General features: G+C 64.7%; 17 protein-coding genes. 9 read left to right on the plus strand and 8 right to left on the minus strand.

The genetic code is table 11. The annotated features are described in order from the left end of the window. Positions 1-52 precede the first annotated feature (52 nt). The 7 genes from recX to AC3FNH_RS01990 all read left to right on the plus strand — a co-directional run bounded on the left by recX (position 53) and on the right by AC3FNH_RS01990 (position 7,363). A complete protein-coding gene (gene recX / locus AC3FNH_RS01960; protein WP_488718879.1) occupies positions 53-523 on the plus strand; it encodes a recombination regulator RecX in 471 nt (156 codons plus the stop codon). A 283-nt stretch (positions 524-806) separates the two neighbouring features. Then, positions 807-1,481 carry a DUF2889 domain-containing protein gene (locus AC3FNH_RS01965; RefSeq protein ID WP_276099520.1) on the plus strand — a complete coding sequence of 225 codons (675 nt, stop codon included), beginning with the start codon at positions 807-809 and terminating at the stop codon, positions 1,479-1,481. A gap of 87 nt (positions 1,482-1,568) precedes the next feature. Continuing rightward, positions 1,569-2,738 (plus strand): ADP-forming succinate--CoA ligase subunit beta, encoded by a 1,170-nt coding sequence (gene sucC, locus AC3FNH_RS01970; RefSeq protein WP_276099521.1) that lies wholly within the window; start codon positions 1,569-1,571, stop codon positions 2,736-2,738. An 87-nt stretch (positions 2,739-2,825) separates the two neighbouring features. Beyond that, positions 2,826-3,707: a succinate--CoA ligase subunit alpha gene (gene sucD / locus AC3FNH_RS01975; protein ID WP_276099522.1), complete on the plus strand. Its 882-nt coding sequence runs from the start codon at positions 2,826-2,828 to the stop codon at positions 3,705-3,707. A 269-nt stretch (positions 3,708-3,976) separates the two neighbouring features. Next, a complete protein-coding gene (locus AC3FNH_RS01980; RefSeq protein ID WP_488718880.1) occupies positions 3,977-4,672 on the plus strand; it encodes a TerC family protein in 696 nt (231 codons plus the stop codon). Positions 4,673-4,988: 316 nt separating this feature from the next. Further along, positions 4,989-5,471 carry a pilin gene (locus AC3FNH_RS01985; RefSeq protein WP_488718881.1) on the plus strand — a complete coding sequence of 161 codons (483 nt, stop codon included), beginning with the start codon at positions 4,989-4,991 and terminating at the stop codon, positions 5,469-5,471. A gap of 95 nt (positions 5,472-5,566) precedes the next feature. Next, positions 5,567-7,363 carry a PglL family O-oligosaccharyltransferase gene (locus AC3FNH_RS01990; protein WP_488718882.1) on the plus strand — a complete coding sequence of 599 codons (1,797 nt, stop codon included), beginning with the start codon at positions 5,567-5,569 and terminating at the stop codon, positions 7,361-7,363. 9 nt (positions 7,364-7,372) lie between these two features. Here AC3FNH_RS01990 and AC3FNH_RS01995 read toward each other — a convergent pair whose 3' ends face one another. Then, a complete protein-coding gene (locus AC3FNH_RS01995) occupies positions 7,373-7,903 on the minus strand; it encodes a hypothetical protein (protein WP_488718883.1) in 531 nt (176 codons plus the stop codon). Beyond that, positions 7,900-8,382 carry a hypothetical protein gene (locus tag AC3FNH_RS02000; protein ID WP_488718884.1) on the minus strand — a complete coding sequence of 161 codons (483 nt, stop codon included), beginning with the start codon at positions 8,380-8,382 and terminating at the stop codon, positions 7,900-7,902. Before AC3FNH_RS02000 ends, AC3FNH_RS01995 begins: the two co-directional genes overlap by 4 nt. A 381-nt stretch (positions 8,383-8,763) precedes the next feature. Here AC3FNH_RS02000 and AC3FNH_RS02005 point away from each other — a divergent pair, with 381 nt between their 5' ends. After that, the gene (locus tag AC3FNH_RS02005; RefSeq protein WP_488718885.1) at positions 8,764-10,023 is read left to right on the plus strand and encodes a GGDEF domain-containing protein; all 1,260 of its coding nucleotides are present in this window, start codon (positions 8,764-8,766) and stop codon (positions 10,021-10,023) included. A gap of 31 nt (positions 10,024-10,054) precedes the next feature. Here the strand turns inward: AC3FNH_RS02005 and moaC are convergent, their stop codons facing one another. Beyond that, positions 10,055-10,534: a cyclic pyranopterin monophosphate synthase MoaC gene (gene moaC, locus AC3FNH_RS02010; protein WP_488718886.1), complete on the minus strand. Its 480-nt coding sequence runs from the start codon at positions 10,532-10,534 to the stop codon at positions 10,055-10,057. A gap of 72 nt (positions 10,535-10,606) precedes the next feature. Between moaC and AC3FNH_RS02015 the strand changes: the two genes are divergently transcribed. Continuing rightward, complete coding sequence (locus AC3FNH_RS02015; RefSeq protein WP_488718887.1) at positions 10,607-12,391, plus strand: beta-barrel assembly-enhancing protease; 1,785 nt, start codon at positions 10,607-10,609, stop codon at positions 12,389-12,391. A gap of 33 nt (positions 12,392-12,424) precedes the next feature. Here the strand turns inward: AC3FNH_RS02015 and AC3FNH_RS02020 are convergent, their stop codons facing one another. From AC3FNH_RS02020 to AC3FNH_RS02040, 5 genes are all read right to left on the minus strand, one after another. Next, positions 12,425-13,003, minus strand: a complete 579-nt coding sequence (locus tag AC3FNH_RS02020; RefSeq protein WP_488718888.1) for a DUF2946 family protein — start codon at positions 13,001-13,003, stop codon at positions 12,425-12,427. 32 nt (positions 13,004-13,035) lie between these two features. Continuing rightward, a complete protein-coding gene (locus AC3FNH_RS02025; RefSeq protein WP_276099530.1) occupies positions 13,036-14,103 on the minus strand; it encodes a hydrolase in 1,068 nt (355 codons plus the stop codon). Between the two features lie 55 nt (positions 14,104-14,158). Then, complete coding sequence (locus tag AC3FNH_RS02030; protein ID WP_276099531.1) at positions 14,159-14,599, minus strand: YybH family protein; 441 nt, start codon at positions 14,597-14,599, stop codon at positions 14,159-14,161. A gap of 17 nt (positions 14,600-14,616) precedes the next feature. Continuing rightward, positions 14,617-15,639: a lipopolysaccharide heptosyltransferase II gene (gene waaF, locus AC3FNH_RS02035; RefSeq protein ID WP_488718889.1), complete on the minus strand. Its 1,023-nt coding sequence runs from the start codon at positions 15,637-15,639 to the stop codon at positions 14,617-14,619. A 112-nt stretch (positions 15,640-15,751) separates the two neighbouring features. Next, positions 15,752-15,946 (minus strand): zinc-finger domain-containing protein, encoded by a 195-nt coding sequence (locus AC3FNH_RS02040; RefSeq protein WP_211948900.1) that lies wholly within the window; start codon positions 15,944-15,946, stop codon positions 15,752-15,754. Positions 15,947-16,064 lie beyond the last annotated feature (118 nt).

Below are 16,064 nucleotides of genomic sequence, written 5' to 3' on the forward strand. Positions count from 1 at the left end.
TTGCCGATGCGCCAGCCTTTTTTGTTTCCCCTTGCTACCCAGAATTGCGCTGATGGCCCCCCGTCCCCCGCTTTCCCTGAAGGCCCGAGCCGTGGGCTACCTGTCGCGCCGCGAGCATAGCCGGGCCGAGCTCGCGCGCAAGCTGGCGCCGCACGCGGAATCGCCCGAGCAGCTTGAACAGTTGCTCGACGCCCTCGAACGCGAGAACTGGCTGTCCAACGAGCGTTTTGCCGACAGCCTGCTGCACCGGCGTGGCAGCCGCTACGGCGCGGCGCGCGTGATGCAGGAAGCCAAGACCCACCAGCTTGGCAGCGAGCAACTGGGCGAACTGCAGCAGCGCCTGCGCGAGACCGAGCCCGAACGCGCACGCGAGGTCTGGCGCAAGCGCTTTGGCGCCGCGCCCGCCACGCCGGAAGAGCGCGCCAAGCAGATCCGTTTCATGATGGCGCGCGGTTTTTCGCGCTCGGTGATCGGCAAGGTCATCCAGGGCGCGGAGGACGAGCTTCCCGACGATATGGAATGAGCCTGCCGGGCCGCGAGGCGGGGCGGATTGCAGGCGAATACCAGTACTGCCTACAGGTGTATTCGGGCGTATGCCGGGCTGGTCGCGCGGCGGGTCCGGCACCGGACGGGGCATATATGGCGGGTATTCGCCGGTTCTCAGTCCCGGTCGGCCGACAATCGGGTGCCGACAGTTGGCGCATGCGGATGTTCCCGGGCAAACCGGCACGGCATGTTAAACTCTTCCGGTTTTTCGGCGCCGCTGCCCTGGCGCGGTACCTTGCCCCCGTATTCCCAGCCTGGCCATGCCTCTTTCCCAGCCCGTCAACCGCTCCCTGCGCCATACCCGTGCCATTACGGCCCAGGCTTACCTCAGGGAAGACGGCTTGTGGGATATCGAGGTGCGCCTGACCGACACCAAGCCGCGTGATATAGCCCTGGCGGGTGGCCGCGTCCGTCCGGTCGGCCAGCCACTGCACGATCTGTGGCTGCGCGTGACGATCGACGAGCAACTGACCGTGCTGGACGCGGAAGCCTGCTCCGATTGGGTGCCCTATCCGACGCATTGTGACCAGATTGGTCCGGCTTACCGCAAGCTGATCGGGCTGAACCTGCGCAAGGGCTTCCGCAAGGCGGTACGCGAGCGCCTGTCCGGTATCGAGGGTTGCTCGCACCTTACCGAAGCGGCCGGCGTGCTGCCGAGCGCCGCGATCCAGGCATTTGCCGGAGAAGTCATCAGCATTCGCGATGGCGCCGACGATGATCCCAATCCCGAACCTCCTTACCAGTTGAACGGCTGCCACGCGCTGCGCTTCGACGGCGAGGTGGTCCGGGAGTTTTACCCCCGCTGGTATGGTCACCAGCCGAAGCCCAAGGTTCGGGCCGAGGCGGAGCAGGCCGCTGCGAACACGCCTCAGGCGCAAGCGGCAGCCGGCAACGGCAATGTTCCGTACGACCGGCCAACCGGCACTTCCGGCTGATCCTCAGGATCGGCCACGGACGAGAGAGTTCGTCTTCTTTCAGATTCTTCCCTTCTACCTTTTACGCCTACCCGAAAGGAAACACGCATGAATATCCATGAGTACCAAGGCAAGGAAATCCTGCGCAAATACAATGTGCCGGTTCCGCGCGGCATCCCCGCGTTCTCGGTTGCCGAGGCCCTGAAGGCCGCAGAAGAGCTTGGCGGCCCGGTTTGGGTGGTCAAGGCGCAGATTCATGCGGGTGGCCGCGGCAAGGGCGGCGGCGTGAAGGTTGCCAAGAGCATCGACGACGTCAAGACCTACGCCACCAACATCCTGGGCATGCAGCTGGTCACGCACCAGACCGGTCCGGAGGGCAAGAAGGTCAACCGCCTGCTGATCGAAGAAGGCGCCGACATCAAGAAGGAACTGTACGTTTCGCTGGTGGTGGACCGCGTTTCGCAGAAGATCGCCCTGATGGCATCGAGCGAAGGCGGCATGGACATCGAGGAAGTCGCTGCCCACAGCCCGGAAAAGATCCACACGCTGATCATCGAGCCGTCGACCGGCCTGACCGACGCTGACGCCGACGACATCGCGCGCAAGATCGGCATTCCCGACGCGAGCATTGCGCAAGCCCGCCAGGCCCTGCAAGGCCTGTACAAGGCGTTCTACGACACCGACGCTTCGCTGGCGGAAATCAACCCGCTGATCCTGACCGGCGAAGGCAAGGTCATCGCGCTGGACGCCAAGTTCAACTTCGACTCGAACGCGCTGTTCCGTCATCCGGAAATCGTCGCCTACCGCGACCTGGATGAAGAAGACGCCAACGAAATCGAAGCCTCGAAGTTCGACCTGGCCTACATCTCGCTGGACGGCAACATCGGCTGCCTGGTGAACGGCGCCGGCCTGGCCATGGCCACCATGGACACCATCAAGCTGTTCGGCGGCGAGCCGGCCAACTTCCTCGACGTGGGCGGCGGTGCCACCACCGAGAAGGTGACCGAAGCCTTCAAGCTGATGCTGAAGAACCCGAACGTGCAGGCCATCCTGGTCAACATCTTCGGCGGCATCATGCGCTGCGACGTGATCGCCGAAGGCGTGATCTCCGCTTCCAAGGCCGTGCACCTGACGGTGCCGCTGGTCGTGCGCATGAAGGGCACCAACGAAGAACTGGGCCGCAAGATGCTGGCTGACTCGGGCCTGCCGATCATCTCGGCGGACACGATGGAAGAAGCCGCCCAGAAGGTCGTGGCCGCTGCCGCCGGCAAGAAGTAAGCCGGGCGCCGTTACCAATACAAGCGAACTTGGGCAGCGCGCGTGGCTCCGTGCCCGCGCTGCCAGAGTCAAGCAAAGGACTAAAGCATGTCGATTCTGATCAACAAAGACACCAAGGTCATCACCCAGGGCATCACCGGCAAGACCGGCCAGTTCCACACCCGTGGCTGCCGCGACTACGCCAATGGCAAGAACTGCTTCGTCGCAGGCGTGAACCCGAAGAAGGCCGGCGAAGACTTCGAAGGCATTCCCATCTACGCCAGCGTGAAGGATGCCAAGGCCCAGACCGGCGCCACCGTTTCCGTCATCTACGTGCCGCCCGCAGGCGCCGCTGCCGCCATCTGGGAGGCCGTTGACGCCGACCTGGACCTGGTGGTCTGCATCACCGAAGGCATCCCCGTGCGCGACATGATGGAAGTCAAGGACCGCATGCGCCGCGAAAACAAGAAGACCCTGCTGCTGGGACCGAACTGCCCGGGCCTGATCACGCCGGACGAAATCAAGATCGGCATCATGCCGGGTCACATCCACCGCAAGGGCCGCATCGGCGTGGTGTCGCGCTCGGGCACGCTGACGTACGAAGCCGTGGGCCAGCTGACCGCGCTGGGCCTGGGCCAGTCGTCGGCTGTCGGTATTGGTGGCGACCCCATCAACGGCCTGAAGCACATCGACGTCATGAAGATGTTCAACGACGATCCGGAAACGGACGCCGTGGTCATGATCGGCGAGATCGGCGGTCCGGACGAAGCCAATGCGGCCAACTGGATCAAGGACAACATGAAGAAGCCGGTGGTTGGCTTCATCGCTGGCGTGACCGCGCCTCCGGGCAAGCGCATGGGCCACGCCGGCGCGCTGATCTCGGGCGGTGCCGACACCGCCCAGGCCAAGCTGGAAATCATGGAAGCCTGCGGTATCAAGGTCACCAAGAACCCGTCCGAGATGGGCCGCCTGCTGAAGGCAATGCTGTAAGCAACACACCCGTGTCCTGTGCGTCATCAGGCGCGCAGGGCCCGTGTTGAACCGCTCCGGCCCGGCCGGAGCGGATTTGCCCCTGCCATGTGCGGGGGCAATGTCATTGTGGCGAAGCGCTTCCTAGGGTATCTCCCGAGTGAATTGCCCGTGATTTGAAACCGAATCGAAAGGTTCGCGCGATATACATGTCTGTTTCCACAGACAACCGAAACTGCCGCAACCGGGCGGGGTCGGACATATAGATAGAAACCTCGAGGAGCCTTGCCGTGGAACTGCTGTCTTCCACCACGTTCTGGATTGCGTTGGGATCGATCATCCTGACCAACATCGTCCTGTCCGGCGACAACGCGGTGGTCATCGCGCTCGCCTCGCGCAACCTGCCGCCCGCGCAGCAGAAGAAGGCCATCTTCTGGGGCAGCGCCGCCGCCATCATCATGCGGGTGGTGCTGACCGTGGCAGCCGTCAAGCTGCTGAGCCTGCCGTACCTGAAGATCATCGGTGCCGTGCTGCTGGTCTACATCGGCGTGCAGTTGCTCAACGGCGACGACGACGAGGAAGGCCACGATGCCAAGGACAATATCTGGGCGGCCATCCGCACCATCCTGATCGCCGACCTGGTGATGTCGCTGGACAACGTGGTGGCCGTGGCCGCCGCGGCGCAGAAGGGTCCCGAGGGCAGCCAGCTGATGCTGCTGATTCTGGGCCTGGGCCTGTCGATTCCGCTGATCGTGTTCGGCAGCACGCTGCTGCTCAAGGTCATGGAACGCTTCCCGATCATCATCGTGCTGGGCGCTGCGCTGCTGGGCTACCTGGCGGGTGAAATGCTGGTGAGCGATCCGGTGGACGCCGCGTGGTTTGAAGTCAATGTGCCGCATGCCCACCTGGTGTTCGGCATTGCCGGGGCGATCCTGGTGGTGGTGGTCGGCAAGATGATGAGCCGCCGCGCTGCGCAGACGGCCTGACGGAGCGTTTTCAACGCCTCATAGTGAAGGGCAGCCCGGGTGGCTGCCCTTTCTGTTGATGGTGGACGGCAGATGCGGAGCTAACTCATGTGAGTTATCGCACATTTTGTCGGTATGGCAGGAGACATTGGCAGAGAACTGACAATTTTTGGCGATAGAGGCATTGAGGCGCGATTGCGGGGTGACGAAATTTGTCGCTTCTCCCCCTGATCGTGGGGTATCACCCCCTGGCACGGTCTCTGCTCTATCCTCCCCGCACTTCACAAATCGAAGACGTGCAGTGCATCAACCTAAAATCTCTTCGAGGGGTCATCTCATGCAACGGGTACAACAAATGAAGAAGCTGGGCCGTCGGGTTCAGAAGGGCTTTACGCTGATCGAACTGATGATCGTGGTCGCGATCATTGGTATTCTGGCGGCGATTGCAATTCCGCAGTATGCGGATTACACCCAGCGCTCAAAGGTTTCAGGCGCTCTAGCTGGCATTTCTGCTACTAAGACTGCGACGGCAATGTGTATTCAGACTACGGGCACTCTTACAGGCTGCAGCTCTGGCGTTGGCGATATTCCGGCAGCTATTGCAGTTGGCAATAATGCGGCCACCATTGCGTACGTGGATGGTCTCAGCGTCACGGATGGAGTGATTACGCTGACGACCACGGGCCAGACTTCAGCACCCGCTAATATGGTGCTTACTCTGACCCCGAATCCCGCCGGTGGCGCTGTTACTTGGACGATGGCGGGCACTGGTTGCGCCGTAACGACGCCTGGTCGTGGCATTAACTGCGTGGTGAACTGATTTAAGTTTTCCTCTGTAAGGAAAAAGCGCCTTCGGGCGCTTTTTCTTTGCCCACCGGTCAAGCTATCATGCGCCTTTTCCCAACAAGGCGCCGCATGCCGCAGTCCAGGACCGCCATACCGGCGCTCTTAGTTGTCCTATCGATTGCTTTCCCCCTGCTGGTTTCCAGGCATACCTTGCCGCTGGCTACCTTCTACGGCGAATGGGCAGCCGCAGCCTGGTTTCTTCTGCTCGCTGGCGCGCTCGCGGCATCAACGTTCCAGACCGAGGCGGGAAGTGACGCCAACGTCCCCTGGATCGCATGCCTTTCCGTCTGGTTGCTTGCCCTTGGCACTATTCAAACAGCGTCTGGCTTCAATGACCTGACCAGCAGCCGCTTCGCGACGCAGCTTACGCTGGCGCTCGGCACAGCGATCATGCTGGCGGCGTGCCGTTATCGTGCTTCCGCGTCGCAGGACACTCGCCGTGCCTTCGCAGACGCCCTAGCCGCCGCCTTCCTGCTCGCCGGCCTCCTCGGCACTGTGTCGCAGTGGGTCCAGCTCTTCCATCTGGAATCCCGCAGCTTCGGCCTCGTTTCGGCCTACTTCTACGACGACAACCGCCGCCTCTGGGGCAACCTCAACCAGCCCAACCACCAGGCCACCGTAGAAGGTATGGCATTGGTCGCCACAACATGGCTGGCCTCACGCGGCAAGCTGCGCTTCCAGATGTGGCTGGCGGCCGTGGTGTTGCTGGAAAGCGGGATCGTCCTGTCCGGCTCACGCACCGGCGTCCTGCACGTGGGTCTCGCCGCGCTGTATGCCGTGATCGCCGCGTGGCTTGCGCGTGGGGCGCGTCGCGAGATCGATCCGATGCGCCGGCCGGTTGGCCTTCTGGTCGCGGCGGCCGCCATGGTTGCGGTCCTGCTGGTGCTGCAGCCGACTATCAAGGCAGCAGGCAATGCGTTCGACTGGCGCCTGTTTGACGCCGTTGCGCAGATGCAGGCCGCGGACCAGATGTCCGCGCGCAGTGCCCTGTGGTCCCACGCCTGGGCAATGTTCCGCGCCCACCCCTGGCTCGGCGTAGGCTGGGGCGAGTTCGGATGGGCCCAGTTCCAGCAGTTGCCGCAGGTCGGCGTGAAGGTCGAGATGTCCCTGCATGCGCACAATGCCGTGCTCGACCTGCTGGCCAAGACTGGGATTCTCGGCACCGCGGGTGTGACGCTGGTGCTTGCAGGATGGTTGTGGCGCGTGGTGCGTGTCCGGCTCTTGCAGGCAGGCGACGAGGAACGGGCGCAGACCATAGTCGTTCTCGCGTGGCTGGCCATGCTGTGCGCGCATTCGATGCTCGAGTATCCGCTGCACTACCTGTACTTCTTCTTGCCGTTCTGCTTCATGCTGGGCTGGCTCGAGCCGGGCGGCTTCGGGCGCTGGCACATGCCACGCTGGCTATCGCTGGGATTGCTGGCGGGCTTCGCAGCGGTCAGCGCGATCGTGCTGGCTTCAATGTGGCAGGACTACCGGCGCGCCGAAGCCCGTGAATATGCGTCCCGCGAACGCCGCGCCACGCTGCCGATGCCGGCGTACTGGTTCCGCCAGTACGCGTCGGCCGATGCCGCCGAGCGTGCGGTCATCACGCCTGCCAATGCCGCGGACCTGCTGCCTTCGCATGTCGCCGCGGTGCATCTGCTGCCCACGCCCACGATGATTGCCCGCACGGCATGGCTGATGGCGCTGACTGGCGACAGCGCGCAAGGCCGCGCGTGGCTGGAGCGCTTGCGCTACTACTATCTCGGCGATGAGCCGGCACAGTACGCCGCGCTGGATCAGGCTTGCCGCGAGGTCGCCGACTCGGCGCGGCCACGCGAGTTCTGCCGGTGGATCCGCGAACAGGCGCGGCGTATGCCGGAGTAGGGTGGTCGATCAGTACGGCACCGCGTATCCCGGCGGCGGGGGCGGCGGATAGTAGTAATAGGGCGCCGCCGGCCGGCGCGCAGTTTCCACGTGGCCATATACCGGCACACGGTGGCCGCTGGCGTACATGCACTGCATATAGGCCGCATCGTACTGGTGTTGCGTGCCATAGCCCGAATACGCCGCGCTGCTTGTGCCAACTGCCGCGCCGGTCAACAGGCCAACACCGGCCCCCACGGCTGCACCCTCTCCACCGCCGAATGCCGCACCGGCTGCCGCGCCCAGCGCGGTGCCGACGACGGTGCTGCCCACCGCGCTGGTATTGGCCGCCTGGGCCGAACTCACCCCGCCTACCTGCCCGAACGCGTATTGGCGGCAGTTGCCGTCATCGGCCCGGAACTGGTCAAAGGATTTGCCAGTGCCAGGCAGCACCGTCACGGAAGGACCTGACGGCATCACGACACAGGCGCCCAGCGCCAGCGTTGCCAGAGCCAGAACGACGCCGAGAGGGCGGCTGGCGCAGTGATCAGGTATCTTCATGATGACATCCCCGGGGCAGGCTCCCGGGAGCTTGACGGAGGTTGTGCCGGCACCCTCTGCCAGCCGCCGGGACACGCGTGGATATACGGGTAGTAGCCCTCGGGCTGGTTGCAGTGGTACCACCATGCCTGGGCCGGTGCTTCGGGCGCGGCGCCTTCAGGTCCGGGTGCCGCGACCGGTCCGTCGGGACCCTGCTCGATGTATTGCGTTGGCGCGGCCGGTGCGCTTACCACCGCCGGCGGATAGTAATACGGGTACGGATAGTAGCCATAGGGATAGCCGCCGTACACGAATCCCGGGCCAAAATACACGCCCACGCCCACGCGCGCCGGATAGTAGCCGCCGTGGTAATAGCCACCGTGGTAGTACCCGCCGTGATAGTGGCCGCCGTGGTAGTAGGCCCGGCCGGCTAATGCCGCGCCGCTGGTGGTGACCGCCGCCAGAGCCAGTGCCAACTGGCAAAGCTTGCGCCCGTTCATCGAACTCACCCTATGCAAATGCGCCAGGCCGTGCCGGCACTGCGGTGCCGCAGCCTGTCTGGCCATGCTGGCCTGATTGATATTGAATACCAAATTACGCCTGCTAGCGGTGAAGCACGTTGTCGTGAAATCCGGCGTTACCTTTATTACGGCAAGCCGGTCGTACGCTCGCAAAAAATCGGGCCGGAGCGAAGCGTGGCCAGAGAGACTCGGGGTTTGCGTCACGGGCGACCGGGATCAGGCCGAAGCTTGGGCGTAATGTATTTGGATTCAGACGTCCGAACCGCGAGCCGCTGAAAAATCCGCCTTCATTTTCAGGCTTCGCGGCGCAGTCGCGAAAATTGTAATAAAGTGATTCAACGTAATCACGCATTCAAGACTGTGAACCTCGAATCCCCATCTGAATTTGCCATTGACCCGGTGCGCGTGGAGTTCCGCAACGTAGAAACGGAACGCGCATTCCAGCGCCACCATTTGATACGCAGCCGGTCATCCCTTCACTTGACCCTGCTTTTCTGTTCTGGCTTCTATCTGGCCTTTGCCATGACGGATGTGGCTGCCCTGGGCTATGGACGTGTGACTCTGGTCCTTTTCGTTGGCCGCATGCTGGTCGCGATCACGGCAGTCATGGGCTTGTATCTGTTGCGCGACCAGGCGGAATCCATCGTTGCCCATTGGTTCGTGGCAAGCGCGGCCGAGGTCGTGGGAATGGCAACCTTCGCGCTTATCGTCTGGTTCCGTCCGAGTGAAATCCCATGGCACTCGATGTCGCTGTGCATCATGCTGATGGTGGTCTATGTCTTCATCCCGAATCGCCTGATCATTGCACAGGGTATTGCTATCGCTTCCACGGCCGCTTTCATCCTGATCGCGGTAGAGAAGGGGGCCCTGACCCCCTCCGGTGCCCTGACCATGTCCATGCTCTTGCTGCTTGCCAACAGCTTCGGCATCGTGGCGGCCCGTCGCTACCACCAGCTTTGGCGCGACGAGTATCGGGCGCTGATGGATTTGAAGCACCAATCGATCCGGGACCATCTCACCGGCTGTTACAACCGGCGCCATTTGCATGAAGCACTACTGCCGATGGAAATTGCGAGGGCAGAAAGGAGCCGTCACTGGCTGACCCTCGTGGTTTGCGATATCGACCACTTCAAAAGGATCAACGATACCTTCGGACACCAGACTGGTGATGCCGTGCTTCAACATATCGCGGCCTTGCTTCAGGCGATGACGCGCCGGCATGTTGATAGCGTGGTGCGCTATGGTGGCGAAGAGTTCTTGCTGGTCCTGTCGCAGACCGACCTTGACGGTGCCTTGTCCGCCGCGGAGCGCCTGCGTGCGGCGATTGTGGACAATCCGACGGTCGAAGCCGTCAGCGGGAGCATCCCGACGACGGCTAGTTTTGGCGTGTTGGCCGTCGATTTTTCGATTGCGGCGCACGGTGCAACCGAAAAGTCCTTGATTGCCGCTGCCGATGCCCTGCTTTATGAAGCCAAGGAAGCTGGCCGCAACAGTATCCGGTGTGGCGAATGGTCCGATGCAGCCGCCGGGCGGGTAGTCGGTTCTCTTCCACTAACGATTTACGATTCCGGCTCGCCGGACAGGTACCCGCTTCATGCCGATTGGGCGGAAGCGCAGTAGACTCCCAGCGGCGCCCGGCTCCTGCTTCAGCTTAGGAGCCAGCCACCCAGTCGCCGGATTTGCCGCCATGCTTCTCTAGCAGGTGGACATTGCCGATCACCATGCCCCGGTCCACCGCCTTGCACATATCGTAAATGGTCAGCAGCGCGACCTGAACCCCGGTCAGCGCCTCCATCTCCACTCCGGTCTGGCCGCGCGTTTCCGTGCGCACTGTGCAGGTAATGCTGGCGCTCGCCTCATCCAGTGCGAAGTCCACCGCAACCTTGGTGAGGCCGATCGGATGGCACAGCGGAATCAGGTCGGCGGTGCGCTTGGTCGCCATGATCGCGGCGATTCGCGCGATGCCCAGTACGTCGCCTTTCTTCGCAGTGCCGTCGCGCACGAGCGCGAACGTATCGGGCAGCATGGTAATGCTGCCAGTGGCCACGGCCACCCGGTGGGTGCTGGCCTTGTCGCCGACATCGACCATGTGGGCCTGTCCGGCGGTATCGAAATGGGTAAGCTGCGTCATGGCTGGGTCCTGTGCGGCAAGGTGCGGCAACTGCCAATGGGAACGGGTTGCGCAGGCCGCTATCATAGCAACATGCCAAAGACCCCATTGCTTCGCAGGCCAGGCGCCGCCGGCCTTTCCGGACGGCAAGGCGCTGCGCCTGTCGGCCCGGCCTCACATGTCCCTGCGCGGCATGCGAGGCCGTGGCGCCGCTCGCTGGTGGCGCTGATCGCGCTGGCCATGGTGACGCCTGCGTGGCCCCAGGGTGGCACTCAGGCGTCGCCCGGTACCGCGGTCAAGTCCTTGGCGACGGTGCCTGCGGAAACCAGCGACCAGGTCTACGACAACCTGAACCGCAGCGTGAAGGCGGGACAGAAATCAGAGTTCGGACTGCGCACCAACAACGCAGTGGTAGATGCCGCCGGCCTGCAGTTGCCGGACATGGGCGACCCGTCGACCGCCGCACTCTCGCCGGACATGGAAAAGCGCCTGGGCGACCGCATCATGCGCGAAATCCGGCGCGATCCGCAGTACGTGCCGGATCCGCTGCTGTCCGACTACCTCAATGCGCTGGGCTACCGGCTGGTGCAGGCGGCGCGGCGCCAGAACATCTCGGGCTCGACCGGCGCCGGGACCTTCGCCACCGGTTTTGACCTGTTCGGCGTGCGCGACCGCAGCATCAACGCTTTTGCCTTGCCGGGCGGCTATATCGGTGTGCATACGGGCCTGCTGGTGCAGTCCGAGACCGAGTCGGAACTCGCATCGGTGCTCGGCCACGAAATCGGCCACGTGATGCAGCGCCATATCGCGCGCGGCATTACCCAGCAGGACCAGTCGATGTGGATCGCGCTGGCCTCGATGGTGCTGGCCGGGCTGGCGGCGACGCGCAGCCCCGATGCCGCCGCCGCGCTAGCGATGGGCGGGCAGGGCGCGGCCATCGCCAACCAGCTGTCGTTCTCGCGCGGCGCCGAGCGCGAGGCCGATCGCGTCGGCTTCCAGATCATGACGGCGGCCGGGTTCGACCCGCAGGGCATGCCCGACTTCTTCCAGCGTCTGCAGCGCGCTTCGGGCACGGCGGAGAACTCGGTGCCTTCCTATGTCCGGACCCACCCGCTCACCTCCGAGCGGATTGCCGACATGCAGGACCGCGTCAGCCACGTGGCGGCACGCAAGGTGTCCAATACACCGGAATACGAGTTTGCGCGCGTGCGAGCGCGCGTTATCCAGGAAACCTCGCCCAGCGATCTGCAGAACCTGCGTGCTGCCGTGCGCGCTCAGCTGGCCGGTGCATCCGCTTTGCGCTTGCCGGCGCTGCACTACGGCCTGGCCTTCATCGAGCAGCGCCTGGGCCGCTACCCGGCTGCCGAGCAGGAACTGGCCGAGGCGCGCCGCCTGTACGGCAATATTCCGGGCGCCAGTTCGGGCAGCCCGATGCTGGATGTGATGGCGATCGAACTCGCGCGCCAGCAGGGCCGCGTGCCCGAGGCGATGAACCAGGCCACGGCGTCGATGAAGGCCTTCCCGCTATCGCACGCGGTGGCGCTCACCTATGGCGACACGCTGCTGGGTACCGGCCAGTACGATGCGGCGGTAACGTTCCTGCGTGAACGCACGCGGCAGGAGACCGGGCGCAGCGAATGGTGGGACATGCTGGCGCGTGCCTACGCCGGGCAAGGCAAGCGTGTGCAGCAGCACCAGGCGCTGGCGGAGAAGTATGCGATGGATGGCGCCTACCAGGCCGCGATCGAACAGCTGCAGATCGCGCGCAAGGCCGGTGATGGCGATTTCTACACGCTGTCCGAGGTCGATGCGCGGCTGCACCAGCTCCAGCGCCAGTACCGCGAGGAACGGCAGGACAACAAGGGCATGCCCAACTAGATCCGGTCGGCCCTGTCGGCCCGCTCGGCCTGCTCAGGCGGTCGCCGGCCGCGGGTCGCGGATGAAGCCGAAGCGTTTCGGCACTTCGTTGGCGGCAATCGGTTCGATCGGGATGTCGCGGCCGTCATGGTGGAACACGCCGAGGTCCGCGCCGCACGCGTCGCCATGCCATTCGCATGCGCCGCTGAAGAGGTCGAGGTCGTGGTCGTGCAGCAGCGCGGCGTGCGAATCTCCGTCCTCGCCTTCAATCCTGCCAGCCAGCACGACATTGCCCTGTTCATCGGCATGGCAGGCCTGCACGTCGAACGCGCGTCGCGTGGTCGTGCGTAGCTTGCCTTCATGCAGTCGCACGACCCACGGCGCATAGGCCAGCGACACAAAGACGCGCTGCGGCCCATTCTGGAAGTACCAGGCGCCGCGCTCGTCATGCAGGTAGTTGCGCTCGATGAACGCGACCAGCGTTTCATGCCGGATCGGGTCGCCCGACAGGCCGTGCTGCTGCGCGAACTCATTGCGCAGGCGCCATTGGCCGCGGCGATCCAGCGCCAGCCAGCCGTAGCAGTGGGGCACATCGGGCCAGCGTGCCAGTGCTTGCCGGACTGATTCATCCATGATCGTGTCTCCTCGTTGCTGACGTGCCGGCTTCAGGACATGCTGTCGAAGAAGCGCAGGATCCGGGCGGGCAGCCATTCGATATGCCCGCTGAACGGCAACAGCGGCAGTTGTCCCAGCAGGCCCGCCCGTGGCGTCATGAAGCCGACGTGGCCGCCGTGCTCGGGCTGCTCCAGCCAGACCTGCGGGCTGACGTCGGCGGGGCCAGGCAGGTAGCGGCCTGGCAGGAACGGATCGTTGCGCGCATTGAGCACGAGCGTGGGCACGGCAATCTCGCCCAGTACGGGTTTGCTCGATGCGCGTTTCCAGTAGTCGTCGGTATCGCGAAAGCCATGCAGCGGCGCGGTCACGACATTGTCGAATGCGTACAGGTCACGGCTCGCCAGCATGGCGTCGCGGTCGAACAGACCGGGATACTGATCCAGCTTGGCCAGTGACTTGCGCTTGAGCGTCTGCAGGAACATGCGCGTGTAAAGCATGTTGAAACCGGCGGACAACGCCGCGCCGCCGGCGGCCAGATCCAGTGGCGCTGAAATGGCCGCGGCCGCGCGCAGGTATCCGGCCGCGCCGCCCTGTTCGCCAAGGTAGCGCAGCAAGGCGTTGCCGCCCAGCGAGATGCCTACCGCCAGCATCGGCCTGCCGTCGGCGCAATGCTCGCGGCGCAAGCGCTCGAGAATCCAGCGGATCTCGGCGGAATCGCCGGAATGGTAGAAGCGCGGCGCGCGATTGAGTTCGCCCGAGCAGCCGCGGAAGTGCGGGATCACGCCTTGCCAGCCGCGCGGCTGCAGCGCGTGCATCAGCGCCTGCGCGTAATGGCTGCCGGAATCGCCCTCCAGGCCATGGAACATCACCAGCAGCGGCGTGTGGGCGCGCACGGGGTGCGTGGTCCAGTCCAGCTCGATAAAGTCCTGGTCAGGCGTTTCCCAGCGCTCGCGGCGAAAGTGCACACGCGGCGGGCGTTGCGTAAAGCGCGCGGGAATGATGGTCTGGGCGTGCCCGCCGCGCAGCCACCACGGCATGGCGATGCCTTCGCCATAAGCCTGGACGGATGGATTGGCCTGGGTGGTGGGTGGCAGGCGATGGTGCGGAAGCTGCGTCATGCCGGCTCGATGATGCGAAGGGCCGTGCGCGAAGGCGCGCGGCTGGTGGCCGCCTTCAGTGCAGCGCCTGCCCCGGCGCTGCGGCCACGGAGGCTACCTGCACGGCATTGGCCGGGCTGCAGTGGATATGCGCGAGCCGCCAGCCCTCGTGGTTCTGCATCAGCACATAGGTGGTATGCACGTACAGGTCCGCCTCGACCCGGCCCGTGCCGAAGCGCAGGGCCTCGGTCACGTCGAAGATCGACACGCCCAGCGATGCATGGCTGCTGGTCTCGATCGCGTCGATCAGCACCGGCTGTTCTTCAAGCAGTTGCGAGAACGCCTGGCGCAGGTGTTCGTGGCCGATCAGGCGCTGCCCGTCAGGCATGACGCAGGTGATCGAGTCTTCGTCGAGCCACAGTCGCAGCGCGCCCTCGGCGTCGCGCAGTTTCATGGCCTCGCGGAAGGCCTGGACAATGTCTTCCGCGGAATCGAACAGACGGGCAAAACGGGGCATGGTCGCGATGTCAGGAGTCAGGGCCGGTGCAGCAGCTTGCGCAGTTCAACGAACACCATCTCGGGCTCGATGTCCTTCAGGCAGCGCATGTGTCCCAGGGGACACTCGTGTTTGAGGCACGGACTGCATTCGAGTTGCAGCCACATGATACTCGCAGCCTGTGACAGGGGCGGCGTCTGGCGCGGATCGCTGGAGCCGAACACGGCCACCTGCGGCCGGTTCAGCGCGGCGGCGATATGCATCAGGCTGGTATCGTTGCAGACCGCGGCCTCGGACAGCGCCAGCAGGTCGATGGCGTCGTCGAGCGAGGTCTGGCCGCACAGATTGCGCACGAACGGGGCTTCGCGCGCGATCTCGGCGGCGGCATCCGCGTCGGCGGCGGCCCCCAGCGTGATCATCTGGGCATACGGATACGAGCGCCGCAGCATCTGCGCCAGTCTGGCGAAATGCGCAGCCGGCCAGCGCCGCGCGGGGCCGAAGCCGGCACCCGGGCAGAAGGCGATCAGGCGCGTCTGCGGCGGTATGCCGAAGCGCTCGGCCGTAGCGGCAATACGGTTCGGGTCGGTGCGCAGGCGCGGTTCGGGCAATTCCGCCGGCGGCTTGGCGCCGGGCCGCAGCGCCAGGCGCGCGTAGTGCTCGGCCATGGCCGGGCGGCCGTTGCGCGGCGGGTTGGCGTGGCGCACGTTCAGCATGCCGAAACGCGACTCGCCACGGTAGCCGACGCGCAGCGGAATGCCGGCGAGCCATGGGATCAGCGCCGACTTGAGCGTGTCCGGCAGCACGTAGGCCATGTCGTAGCCTTCGTTCTTGAGCTGCTGGGCGAACATGAAGCGCGCCGAAAGCTGCAGCGTGCCGTGGGTGAGATCGCTCGGGAACACCCTGCCCATCTCCGGCATGCGCGCCAGCACCGGGCCCACCCATTTGGGCGCTAGGGCGTCGATGACCAGCCGCGGATGGCGCGCCTTGAGCAGCGCGAACAGCGGCTGGGCCATCAGGGCGTCGCTGATCCGGTCGGGGGCGATGACGAGGGCTTTTTTCATGAGTGGGGCGAAGCTTGCCCGCGCGTCAGCGCGACGGGCGGGAACGCCAACGCCCCGGGGCGCCGGCAGGCGGCCCGGAGCGTCGGGGTGCTGCGGAAGCGGCTCAGGCTGCTCAGTGGTGGCCCTTCAGCACGGTGCCCGGCTTGAGCTTGTACACCGTGCCGCAGTACGGGCACTTGGCTTCGCCGGTGTCGACCACATCCAGGAACACGCGCGGGTGGTAGTTCCAGGCCGGCGTGTTGGCGGTTGGACAATGCAGCGGAATGTCTTCGGCGCCGATTTCGACGATGTTGGCGGTTTGCGTCATGGTGTTGCGGGTGTCGTGCTTCGGATTGGGTCGGGCTTGCGCCGTGCCGGCAAGGCCGGATGGACGTCAGCCACTTCTTGTCTGGTTTGCCGATTGCGCCGGACATCCCGGCCGCGGC

This window comes from Cupriavidus sp. 22TCCZM01-5 (genome assembly GCF_057798915.1).